Raw genomic sequence first — 12,004 nt, 5'->3', positions numbered from 1 at the left:
CATGGATTAACCGATCGTGACTTTGCCTTCCGGATAACGGAACGGTTCATTATCCATTCGCGGCGTTAACGTGAAGGCCAACGTGATCGGGCCGAGACGGCCGACGAACATCAGCATGATAATCATAAACTGACCGAACGGCGTGAGTTGAGAGGTCAATCCCATCGAGATCCCGGCGGTTGCGTAAGCAGAAGTCGTCTCGAATAGAATGCCCAGGAACGAAAAGTTTTCGGTCGCGGACAAGATCATGGCGGCAACGACGATCAAGAGGAACGAGAGCAGCGAGAAGGTAATTGCTTTATATACCCGGTCCGAACCGATTCGATAGCGGAAAAAGACGATATCCTGCTTGCCGCGTATCATGGCCCAAACGGCACCGATCAAGATCGCGAAGGTCGTCACCTTGATCCCGCCGCCTGCCGATCCCGGAGCCGCGCCGATGAACATCATAATGACCATGAAAAACTGCGTGGCCTGGCGCATCCCTGCGATATCCAGCGTCATCATGCCCGCCGAGCGCGAGGTGATCGACTGGAAGACGGAAGCGAATATTTTGCCTGACGTATCGAGCGATTTCAACGTGGCCGGATTCGAGAATTCGAAAATGAAAATGACGACCGCCCCCACGACGACAAGCAATCCGGTCATGGCTAAAACGACCTTGCTATGCAGGGACAGCTTACGTTTTTGAGGGAAATCGAGCAAGTCGGCAATCACGATAAAGCCGATGCCGCCAAGCAAAATCATGGGCATGGCAATCAGATTGACAAACGGATCGTCCACGTAATGCATCAGACTGCCGGCCCGTCCCTCGATGGCTCCGAACAGGTCGAACCCGGCGTTATTGAAAATAGAAATGCTATGAAAAGCGCCGAAGTAGGCAGCCTGGCCCAGCGGCATTTCAAAGGCAAAACGAGTAAACAGCAGTAACGCTCCGACCGTTTCGATAACCAAGGCATACAGCATGACTTTGCGGATGAGACGAATGATGCCTTCGGTGGAATGTTGACTCAGCGTTTCCTGAAGGATCAGACGCTCGCGGAACGTGATCCGGCGGCGGAACACCAAGGCAATCAGCGTAGCGACGGTCATAAAGCCCAGACCGCCCACCTGAACGAGCCCGATAATGACCAACTGGCCGAATGTAGTCAGGTCAACGCCGGGATTCAGCACGGACAGTCCGGTGACGCAGGTTGCGGAAGCCGCCATGAACACGGCGTCGAGATAAGGCATGGACTCGCCGGAGCTGGACGCTGCCGGAAGATAAAGCAGGCCGGAACCGGCCAAAATCATGATAAGGAATCCGACGGCCAACACTTGGGGAGGATTGAGTCTGAGCAGCGGATTTCGGCTTTTTACAGGTTTGAACATCTTAAGTCCTCGCGTTATAGGATAGAAATGGGATTTCCGATTCATTGTATTACCGGCGTGTGTCAAAGTAAAGAACTCGGTGTGTTGAACCGGTGACGACCCTGGATTTCCGTGCTAAGATTTGGAGATTGGAAAAAGGGAAAGGAGCTCTTATGCCGACGTTTCGAAGTTTCCTCGACCTGGTCGAGATCCGTACCAAAGTCGCCAGCATGCTGCCTTTTGCATTAGGGACCGTGTATGCCTTGCTGCGATTCGGCGAATTTCGACCGCTGCATGCCCTGTTGATGCTCGTGTCATTGCTGTCGTTCGATCTGGTGGTCACCGCCATGAACAATTATTACGATTACCGCAAAGCCGTGCGCACCCACGGTTACGGCTACGAAGAGCATAATGCGATCGTCAAGCACGGCTTTAAGCAATGGGTCGTCGTATTGCTTATTGTACTGCTGTTCGCCACGGCTGTGACAGCAGGAATTTTATTGGTGTTCGAAGCCGGACCATTGGTGCTGCTGCTTGGATTCCTTTCCTTCGGAGTGGGCATCCTGTATTCGTTCGGACCGATTCCGATCTCCCGGATGCCGCTCGGCGAGCTGTTCTCCGGCTTGTTCATGGGATTCGTGATCACGTTCGTCGCGACCTACATCCAGGTGCCGCCCGATACGATTGCTTCATTGGAATATGCGGAGGGCTGGTTCGACCTGCATGTGAACGGGCTGGAAGTTTTGCTGATTCTGTCGGTGTCTGTGCCTGCCGTGGCGAGCATTGCCAATATCATGCTCGCCAATAATATCAGCGACATGGAAGAAGACGTGGAGAATAGCCGCTATACGCTGCCGGTCTACATCGGGCGCGCGGGCGCGCTCAAGTTGTTCGCGGCGATCTACTATGTATCGTATCTGGATATGTTCGTGCTGCTGTGGCTCGGCGTGCATCCGCTGCTGCTTTTGCCGATTCTGGCGACGCTGATCCCGTTGCGGAAAAATATCCGAGCCTTTTCGCAGGACCCGTCGAAGCGTCGTACTTTCGTGTTTGCGGTGAAGAATTTCGTGCTGCTTACGGGGGTGCGGGTGGTCGTGATCGCGGCGGGGGCACTGCTTGTGCATTGAAAAAGATAAAGACCGACTGCCAATGGCAGTCGGTCTTTATGTCTTTGTATAGGGGAGAGAATCAGCGAGTTCTCTTTCGGTTTTCACGATTTTATCGCAAAAACGCAACAAGTTCTTCATTGAATTTTTCCGGTTCGTCCATCATCATGGCGTGTCCGCTCTTCTCGAACGTTACGATATGCGACGTCGCGATGCCGGCGTGCATGGCTTGGGCCAGGCCGTACGGGCAGATTTCGTCTTTTTCGCCGTGGAAGATCGCGGTCGGGACGGTGATTTTCGCCAGGTCGCCGCGCAGGTCTTCGTCGCGCAGCATTTCGGCGGCGCGCAGCGTGCCGACGGCGGAAGATTGGAAAGCGACCATTTCGACCCAGGCGCTTGATGACGCGCTAGGTTTTTTGTGCGTCAGCATTTTGCCGAACGAAGTGACCATCTTCGGACGGTCTTCGAGTGTCGGCTGGATGATTTGCTCGTTCAGTTCTTCGACGGTCATCGCGTCGGGTACGCCGTCGCGGACGGTGAAGCTTGGCGCTGCCGCACCGAGCAGGAGAAGCTTGGAGATGCCGTGTCCCTGGTGCCGGGCCGCGTAACGGACCGCTGTTGCGCCGCCCATCGAGAAACCGACCAGAATCGCGTCATCGATGCCCAAAGCGTCGATGACGGCGCGGACGTCGTCGGCGTAACGGTCGTACGTGTAGCCGTCCCACGGCGCATCGGATTTGCCGAAGCCGCGCGCGTCGATGCCGATGCAGCGGAAGCCTTGAGCCGGCAGGCGCATATACTGATATTCGAACATCCGGGAGTCGAGCGGCCATCCGTGCAGGAAGATCACCGGACGCCCTTGACCTACGTCCTCTACGTAAATATTGACTCCGGATTCTACTTCAATGTATTTTCCCATGTTAGAAAGCCTCCTCAAAGTTGTCTGTCGCATGATGTTTGCTTCACGTTTGAACTAGCCCTTATTACCCATATTTTAAAAACGAATCGCTGTAAACAACTGGGATTTAAAAAAATTCAATTGCGTCATTCTTTCAAGGCGAGCCTACGAAAAAGGTTTCGGAAAAACATCAGGAGAAACGCCTTCAACTTATGGATACGAAAAGAGACGCAAGAAAAAAAGAGTGCGAATCGGTGCGTCCGATTCGCATTTCGGACAGATAAAATTTTGCTTTTTATAAGACGCAAGAAGCCGAAATACCAAAAAAAATTTATGCCTGCTCTCTTCGCGTCCCGCAAGGATTTGCGTCTTATCCTTTTCCGAAAGCGTTTTACAAGCAGATTCGATCCTGCTTCTTCAAGGGTATTGTTAAGCGGACGGGCGAGCATAAGGATGGCCAGGCTTCCGGAAGGAAGCTGCCGCTGCTGCCCAAAGGACAATCAAAACCGTGCGCCGCCTCGCCGGTCGTAGACGTAAACGCTGGAACCTTTCGAATGCGTGCGCTTCGCAAGCGCACGCTCCGAAACATTTGCGTACATGTCCCGGCTTGCGAGAAGGCGCACCAAAACGCAGGGAGGCGCATTATATGGCAAAATGGAGCAGACTGCTGGGAGCCGCATGCCTACTGGGCGCGCTGCTGACGCTGACGGCCTGCGCAAACGGAGAGTCGGCCGACGGGAAAGTACATATCGAGTTTTTCCAAAACAAACCGGAAGCCAAAGACTCTTTCGATCGGCTCATCGCCAAGTTCAACGAGGAGAATCCGAATATCGTCGTCACGCAAACGAATCCGCCGGACGCGGAAACGGTACTCATGACCCGGGTCGTCAAAGAAGACGTGCCCGACGTGATCGGCATGGGCGCGACCGATACGTACTCCGTGCTGGGCCAAAGCGAAATCTTCGCCGACCTGACCGGAGAATCCGTATTGGACGGCATTAATCCGCGCTATATGACCATGCTGACGGACCTGACGGGAGAGGAAGCGATCACCGGTATTCCGTATGCGGCCAACGCCGACGGGATCATGTATAACCGCACCATTTTCAAAGAGCAAAATCTCGAAGTTCCGAAGACTTGGGACGAGCTGATGGATACGGCGCAGAAGCTTCAAGATGCCGGAATCACCCCGTTCTATCTGACGTATAAAGACGACTGGACGACCAACCTGCTGTTCAATGCGCTCGCGCCGAACATCGCGGGCATCGACTTCTTCCTCCAGCGCCGCGACGATCAGGTCACGTTCGAAGATCCGGTCATGCGCGAAGTCGCGGAAAAAGCGCTCGCCGTGCTGCCGTACGGAACGAACGATAACTTCGGCCGCACCTACGCCGACGGCAACCGCGCTTTCGCCAACGGAGAAGCCGCCATGTACATTCAAGGCACTTGGGCGATTCCCGAAATCCGCAAAGCCAATGCCGATATCGACCTCGGCTTCTTCGCGACCCCGACCGGCGACGACGCCGAGTCCAACAATCTGGTCTCCGGCGTGGACACGCTGCTCGCCGTAGCCGAAAGCACCGAGCACCGCGAAGAATCGCTTAAGTTCATCGATTTCCTGCTCGACGAACCGAACATCTCGCAATACATCCAGGAACAAACCGCTTTTTCCGCCGTCGAAGGCATCGACCAAGAAGACCCGGCCCTGTCGGAACTGCAGCCTTTCTTCGAATCCGGCCGCTTGGTCGACTTCGCCGACCACTACATCCCCGCCGCCGTGCAGCTCAATTCCCTCGTACAGGAATTCCTGCAGCGCGGCGACGTCGACGCTTTCCTGAAGCGCCTCGACAGCGAATGGACCAAAGTCGCGAACCGAAGATCGTAAACGGCGGGCTAGCTACAAGGCCGCCTGCCCTACCCTAAACCCAAACCGTAACTCCGACGCGCGAGCGTAAGCGGAGGGCGGGGAATCTCGAAGAAGCGCAGCGCTCGCCTTCGAGATCCGATTTTCACCTTATACAAGTTCAATCAAAAAATCGGATCGAGACAGCGATCGTAGGGATTCCCCGCCCGGAGCGCCACCCACGCATCCGCAGCGCCTCAAAACCGTCGAAAAGGAGGATTAACGTGGCCAAAAGAAAAGCCGCCTTTTACTGGATGACCATACCCGCCCTGCTGCTGTTTTTCGTTTTCCATACGTTTCCGGCCTTGCAGGGGGTGTTCTATTCCTTCACCAACTGGAACGGATTCGCCAAAACCTACGAGTTCGTCGGCTTCAAAAACTACTATTACCTGTTCCAGGACGACAACGTGGGCAACGCCTACTGGTTCACGTTCAAATTCGCCGTCGTCGTCACCATCGTCATCAACGTGCTCAGCTTGCTGATCGCGATGGGACTGAACGCCAGCATCAAAGCCCGGAACTTTTTCCGGGGCGTCTACTTCCTGCCGAATATCCTGAGCGTTCTGATCGTCGGCTACATATTCAATTACCTGTTCTCCAACGTATTCACGGTCTGGGGCGAAAACCTCGGCTGGGAATGGCTTTCGACCAACCTGCTCGGCAGCCAGACGATGGCCTGGATCGGCGTCGTGTTCGTCGCCGTCTGGCAGGGCATCGCGCTGAACACCATTTTGTACCTGTCCGGTTTGCAAACGATTCCGACGCAGCTTTACGAAGCTTCCGGACTCGACGGCGCGAACAAATGGCAGGAATTCTGGAAAATCACGTTCCCGCTTATCGCTCCGTTTTTCACGATTAATATGGTTCTCGCCATGAAAAACGCGTTGATGGTGTTCGACCTGATCGTCGCGCTCACCAACGGCGGGCCGGGCCGCGCCACGCAGTCGATCTCGCACCTGATCTACACGGGCGGCTTCGAAGGCGGCGAGTTCGCGTATCAGTCGGCCAACTCCGTCATTTACTTTATCGTTATCGCCGTGATCTCGATCGTGCAGATCCGATACTTGCAAAGAAGGGAGACGGATATGTAATGAAAAGCCGCAAACGCACCAACTGGGTCGCGATGATCCTGATTGCGCTCGGGACGATCTTTATTCTGTTCCCGCTGTACATGGCCGTCACCATCGCGCTCAAAAACCAAAACGATATGCTGAACTCGATCTTCGGCTTGCCGACGAATCTGCGGTTCGAAAACTTCGCCAAAGCGATCGAGATGACGAACTTTTTCCAAGCGCTCGGCAACAGTGCGATCGTGACGATCTCCACCGTCGTGCTGACCATCCTCAGCAATTCGCTCGTCGCTTACGCGGTCGCCCGCAATATGGGAAAAAGCAAGTTTTTCAAAGGGCTTTACTTTTACTTCATCAGCGCCATGTTCATTCCGTTTCCGATCATCATGCTGCCGATCGTCAAACTGACGGCTTCGTTCGGCATGACCAATCTGTTCGGCCTGATCATTCTGCATACCGTGTACGGGCTGGCGTTCAACGTGTTCATCTACGTCGGCTATATCCGCTCCATCCCGATCGATCTGGAAGAAGCGGCGACGGTGGACGGGACCGGCACGTTCGGGACGTTCGTGCGCATCATTTTCCCGCTGATGGCGCCGATCAACGCTACGGTGGGGATCCTGATCTGTTTGTCCACGTACAACGACTTCCTGCTGCCGCTCGTCATTATCAGCGATCAGTCGCAGTACACGCTGCCGCTGGTGCAGTACGTGTTCCAGGGACAGTTCAACACCGAATTCAACCTGGCGTTCGCTTCGTACCTGCTGGCGATGCTGCCGATGGTGGTCATCTATCTGTTCGCGCAGAAATGGATCATCAACGGCGTCACGCAGGGTGCGGTGAAATAAGGAATCCGGGCAATCCGCGTACGAATCGGAAAAAGAAACGCTCGAACGTCGCACTGCGGCGCTTCGAGCGTTTCTTTTTGACGTGCGCTATAATAATCACACAAGATGAATCGGCCCGATCCAAGGGAGGAATGAGTATGCCGACGATGGCATTCAACGATGAACGGCTGGAAGTACAATACGGAGACCGGGTCGTGGCGCTGCTGGCCAAGGAATATGCGCTGCTGCGTTATTTGCATCGGAACGCGAACCATGTCTTCAGCCGCGAGCAGCTGCTTGACCGGGTGTGGGCCGGCGAGTATCCCGTAGACCGTACGGTGGACGATCACGTTTATCGGCTTCGGAAAAAGTTGAAAAAGATCGGAGGGCCGTCGATCGAGACGATCCGGGGCGTCGGTTACGGGCTGACCCTGCGTCCTTCCGTCGATCAGGAGGCGCCTTCTCTGCATGATCCGGCGGTGCAGGAGGCCATGAACGGCGTGTTTGCGCGCTATCATCGGTTGGGCCGGGGGCACGCCATGTTGGCGCTGGCCGGGCAGCGTCGGGAACTGGGGTTTGAATTGGACTCTTTTTACCGGCTGTATATGCATTTCGTGGAAGGGGATCTGCGTTGGTTCCTGGATGCGGACGAAGTGCCGATGGAGGAGCGCTTTTATTGGCTGCTGCTATTCCATATGTGCGCGGATTCGACCGGACCGAAAACCGCATTGTGCGAAAGGGCTCTGCGGCTGCGTGCCATGCATAGCGACGGGCATCGGGAGATGGAGATTCTGAATATCGCGGATCTGTATGCGTCGGAAGGCCGGATTCAGGAGGCGTTATCGACGTTGGACTTGGGCGTGCGAACGGCAGCGGAGCAAGGGTTGGACGGTTTCGTGATTCCGCTTGAAGTCAGCCGATTGTACGTGGAACTGCTGGCCGGAGAATCGGAAACGGTGCTCGCCGCGCAATCCGCGAAAATCGCGACTCTGCTGGAACGCGAGACGCATCTGCGCGAGTTGGCCGGATATCGCATGATCGAAGGAGTCCGTCTGCTGTCGGCCGGATATTCCGCGCAAGGAGAAGAACTGCTGCAAGAAGGATTGGACACGTTCGAACGCTCGGGCTTTGCGCCTCATCGACTGCTTGCTTTGCTGCGCGTTCGCGGCATTTTGCGCAAAAGCATGCCGGGCAGCAGGATCGAACGGAAATACTCGGCGATTCTGGAGGCTGAATATGAACGCTTTGGGCTTAGTCAGCTGCTCCCGCGACTGATCGGAACGATTGAACGGCATTTGGATCGTTTGGAGTTCGAAGTTTCGAATCAAACATAACGCAACATCCATGACTCTCTGATAAACCTCTGACAATTCCCGCGTAGACTGAATCCGATTCAAGACGAAGCTCGGCGTTATGCTGACGGAGAAGGGATGAACGGGAATGGGGAAGTCGCGGGAGCAGGGCGAAAAGGCTCTGCATGAGCAAGTCGAGAATGGGCAATCCGGTCAAAAGAGGCGCGCGTCGCTGCTTCGGCATCCGGTATTCGGGCGAACGTTTACGGCGTACAGTCTGGCGGTGTTCGGGGATTGGTTCGATGCGATCGCGATCCAGGTATTAATCGGATACCGATGGCAGGCGAGTCCGTTGGAAATTGCCTTAGTCCCTGTGTGCATGGCTGTACCCGGGTTATTGTTCGGGGCGGCAGCGGGAGCGGCGGCGGATCGCCTGGACAAGCTGAGATTGATGCGGGTCTGCGACCTGTTGACTGCGCTGGCGACGGTTGCGATTTTGTTCGTGCCGAATATCCTGTGGTTGCTGCCGCTGTTGACGGTACGTGCTGCGCTGGGCGTATTTAACGTACCGGCTCAGCAAGCGCTGACACGCCGGGTGGTAAGTGAAGAGCAGTTGTTGGATGCCACTTCATTGAACGGGCTGGTGGGGCAGCTGTCGAGAATCGCAGGGCCGTTGATGGGAGCCGCCGTCTTGGCGCTGCTTTCGCCCCAGGCATGCATTGCGGTAAACGCGATCGTTCGTCTGTTCTCTTACGTTATTTTGCGCACCGTACCGAAGGAGGCCGTCAGCGAACAGCAGATGGAGGGCAACAAAGCGGTATCTCTTGAGCAAAAGCCTCGCACCGGAGCAATGCTGCGCGAAGGTTGGGCGTTTGTAAGGCGGACGCCGGTTCTGCGCAACCTCATGTTATTCGCGCTGCTCGGCATGTTGGCGATTCAGACGATCGATTTTCAATTCGTTAGCTTGTTCCGCCGTATCGCTCCCGATAACGAAACGGCGATCGGCTGGCTGTTGGCGTCTTCCGGAGCGGCCGCGGCAGGCGTCGCGGCCGCGAATATGCGTTTTGAGCGACTCCGTCGTGCAGGTTGGGCGATCAAGTTGGGAGGAAGTTATGCCTTGTTGGGCTTGTCCGTTCTGGTAATCGGTTTACTGCCGGTAGGCGCGCCGATCTACGCATTATTGGTAACCGGACTTCTGTTGGGCATGGGGAACGGATTGTTCATGATCACGTTCAACCATGCGCTTCAACAGGAAACGCCGCCGGAACTGACGGGTCGGGTCTTCGGGATTCAAAGTACCGTGCTTGGAGGCGTCATGATTGCGGCTCCTCCGCTTGGCGGATTGCTCGTTCAACGGTGGGGGCCGGGCGAAGTTTTTGCCGCAGTCGGTCTGTTGGTATTCGTGCTCGGACTGATCGGACTGCTCTTCGGGCGGAAATTGTGGCCTGTCTCATCGTCGCCGAAGTCCGATGAACAGGCTCGAAGTGCTTGATTGGACTTCAATGTTCGGTTTTCGTCGTGAAAAATGAGTCTTTTCACCCCTTTTCAGAAGAAAAGGGGCTTTTGTCATGGAACTGTAATACAGGGTTACAACTTTTTATCTGGAAAAATCGCCAGAATGTTTTAAGCTAGAAGATAGAGGGTTTTTCCCTATAAACAACGCTGCTTTTTTGAAACTGACATGTTATGTGAACCGATGAACATATAGGTGCTTCGCGATAAGCCCTTTTAATTCCATATATCCTTCGGGAACGAAATGAGGACATTTATTCATGAAAAACACACGCCGCCTTGCCGTCTCTGTCCTGGTTTGTCTTTCCGTTGCCGCCGCTGCTCTTACGGCGTCGGCCGCCGCTCCGATCAAAGTGTACCGGGACGGCACCGAAGTCGTGACCGAAGCCTCGCCCCACGTCGTGGAAGGACAGGTTATGATTCCGTTCAGCTTGGCTGAAGAGTTGTTCGACCGCAAGCTCAGCTACGATTCGAAAAACCGCATCATGAACGTGAGTGACCGAAGCGGTCTGATTGCGACGTCCGAAGACGGCACGTTGTCGGTTACGGGTATGGAAGATCGAGACGGCATGTGGGACAATCTGCGTCTGCGCGCCGACGGCAGCGAGGTCTATCTTCCCGGAAAAGCGATCGGAAGCAACACCAGTTACGCGCCGGAGTTTGCCCGGGCAAATCTGACGGAAGGAGCGGAACCGGACATTATCGTCCTGCTGACGCAAGGTTACGGAACAGGCGTTTTTATCAATGAAGCCGTTGTGTACACGTCCGATTTGAATCGGCTGCCGATTGAAGACGGGGAGGTTGCTTTGCGGAAGCAGTTCCGTTCTTCGGAGCAGGCGGACGGTTCCCTGTTGGTTGAAGCCGCAGGCGTGTCCACGGTTATTGCGAAGGATCTGATTTTGACGGAAAAAGCGCATCGAGGCGACGGGGCAGGGATCGGGAGCATCATCCGTTACCAGGTCGAAAACGGAAAATTAACGGTGACTGCCGGCGTGATCGTAGGCACATCGGAATTTATCGGAGACCTTAAGCTTGAGTATACGTATAAGAACAATGTATTGCAGGCCGGGACGGCCGTGTTTACTCCTTACGATGAATACCGCTGAAGATGATAGGCATGAATACACTTGAATAGTCTGTACGCGCACAGCGGACGTCCCTCCTGACGACAACGCGCGGCTGCCGCCGGTAAGGCGGCTTGACCCGCCGGAACAAGGAGACGAAGAATCCATGGAAGCAATGAATGTCGAGGCAGCAAGCCGGGAGCGGGAAGAAGCCGTATTATCGATTCGCGATTTGCGCATGAACTACGACGGACGATACGTGCTGAACGGAGTTGACCTGGAAGCGCGTCCGAAGCAGATCATCGGATACATAGGCCCCAACGGGGCAGGGAAGAGCACGACGATCAAGATTATGCTGGGACTGGTAAAAGGCTACACGGGCGAAGTTCGTTTATTCGGACAGGACATCAAAGAAGCGGGTACCGAGTATAAGCGCCGTATCGGCTATGTGCCGGAAACGGCAGAGCTTTATGACAGCTTGACCGCACGCGAATATTTGACTTTTACAGGCGAATTGTACGGACTGGCACCGGAATCCGCCGAGCGCAAAGCGAAGGCTCTGATGGACGGGTTCGGTTTGAGCCATGCTATCGATTCCCGCGTATCCTCGTATTCGAAAGGGATGAAGCAGAAGGTGCTGCTGGCTTCAAGCCTGCTGCATGATCCGGATCTGATTTTCCTGGACGAACCGCTGAGCGGTCTGGACGCGAACAGCGTGATGGTGATCAAGGAACTGCTGGAATTGTTGGCTTCGCGCGGGAAAACGATCTTTTACTCCTCGCATATCATGGATGTCGTGGAGAAGATCAGCAGCCGGATCGTGCTGCTGAGCGGAGGCCGCGTGGCGGCGGACGGAAGCTTCGAAGAACTTCGCGCCAGAGGCGGGGAAAAGTCGCTGGAGGAGTTGTTCAACCAACTCACGGACTTCCATGACCACCGGATCATTGCCGAACGGCTGGTCACGGCTTTGGAGGAACGCTGA

Annotated in this window: 10 protein-coding genes; 8 read left to right on the top strand and 2 right to left on the bottom strand. The window is 55.1% G+C overall.

The features are described 5' to 3' along the window. Window positions 1–6: 6 nt before the first annotated feature. The gene (locus HRQ63_RS17930) at window positions 7–1,371 is read right to left on the bottom strand and encodes a TrkH family potassium uptake protein (RefSeq protein ID WP_172246331.1); all 1,365 of its coding nucleotides are present in this window, start codon (window positions 1,369–1,371) and stop codon (window positions 7–9) included. A 152-nt stretch (window positions 1,372–1,523) separates the two neighbouring features. Here HRQ63_RS17930 and HRQ63_RS17925 point away from each other — a divergent pair, with 152 nt between their 5' ends. After that, window positions 1,524–2,477, top strand: coding sequence for a 1,4-dihydroxy-2-naphthoate polyprenyltransferase (locus HRQ63_RS17925; RefSeq protein WP_172246330.1), 954 nt, complete (start codon window positions 1,524–1,526; stop codon window positions 2,475–2,477). Between the two features lie 91 nt (window positions 2,478–2,568). Here the strand turns inward: HRQ63_RS17925 and HRQ63_RS17920 are convergent, their stop codons facing one another. Next, window positions 2,569–3,375 (bottom strand): alpha/beta fold hydrolase, encoded by an 807-nt coding sequence (locus HRQ63_RS17920; protein ID WP_172246328.1) that lies wholly within the window; start codon window positions 3,373–3,375, stop codon window positions 2,569–2,571. A 625-nt stretch (window positions 3,376–4,000) separates the two neighbouring features. Here HRQ63_RS17920 and HRQ63_RS17915 point away from each other — a divergent pair. The 7 genes from HRQ63_RS17915 to HRQ63_RS17885 all read left to right on the top strand — a co-directional run bounded on the left by HRQ63_RS17915 (window position 4,001) and on the right by HRQ63_RS17885 (window position 12,004). After that, the gene (locus HRQ63_RS17915) at window positions 4,001–5,239 is read left to right on the top strand and encodes an ABC transporter substrate-binding protein (RefSeq protein ID WP_172246326.1); all 1,239 of its coding nucleotides are present in this window, start codon (window positions 4,001–4,003) and stop codon (window positions 5,237–5,239) included. 272 nt (window positions 5,240–5,511) lie between these two features. Next, window positions 5,512–6,348 (top strand): carbohydrate ABC transporter permease, encoded by an 837-nt coding sequence (locus HRQ63_RS17910; protein WP_172246893.1) that lies wholly within the window; start codon window positions 5,512–5,514, stop codon window positions 6,346–6,348. Further along, window positions 6,348–7,175: a carbohydrate ABC transporter permease gene (locus tag HRQ63_RS17905; protein ID WP_172246324.1), complete on the top strand. Its 828-nt coding sequence runs from the start codon at window positions 6,348–6,350 to the stop codon at window positions 7,173–7,175. The genes HRQ63_RS17910 and HRQ63_RS17905 overlap by 1 nt, the downstream gene beginning before the upstream one ends. Window positions 7,176–7,312: 137 nt before the next feature. Continuing rightward, on the top strand, window positions 7,313–8,488 hold the full coding sequence (locus HRQ63_RS17900) for a winged helix-turn-helix domain-containing protein (RefSeq protein WP_172246322.1): 1,176 nt from the start codon (window positions 7,313–7,315) through the stop codon (window positions 8,486–8,488). Between the two features lie 106 nt (window positions 8,489–8,594). After that, window positions 8,595–9,938, top strand: coding sequence for an MFS transporter (locus tag HRQ63_RS17895; protein ID WP_172246320.1), 1,344 nt, complete (start codon window positions 8,595–8,597; stop codon window positions 9,936–9,938). Between the two features lie 280 nt (window positions 9,939–10,218). Further along, on the top strand, window positions 10,219–11,064 hold the full coding sequence (locus HRQ63_RS17890) for a hypothetical protein (RefSeq protein ID WP_172246318.1): 846 nt from the start codon (window positions 10,219–10,221) through the stop codon (window positions 11,062–11,064). A 124-nt stretch (window positions 11,065–11,188) separates the two neighbouring features. Further along, window positions 11,189–12,004 carry an ABC transporter ATP-binding protein gene (locus HRQ63_RS17885; protein ID WP_229714324.1) on the top strand — a complete coding sequence of 272 codons (816 nt, stop codon included), beginning with the start codon at window positions 11,189–11,191 and terminating at the stop codon, window positions 12,002–12,004.

It is taken from the genome of Saccharibacillus endophyticus (genome assembly GCF_013185185.1).
Taxonomy (GTDB): domain Bacteria; phylum Bacillota; class Bacilli; order Paenibacillales; family Paenibacillaceae; genus Saccharibacillus; species Saccharibacillus endophyticus.
Note: the sequence above shows the minus strand (reverse complement) of the source record. Positions and strands in the feature narration are given on the sequence as shown.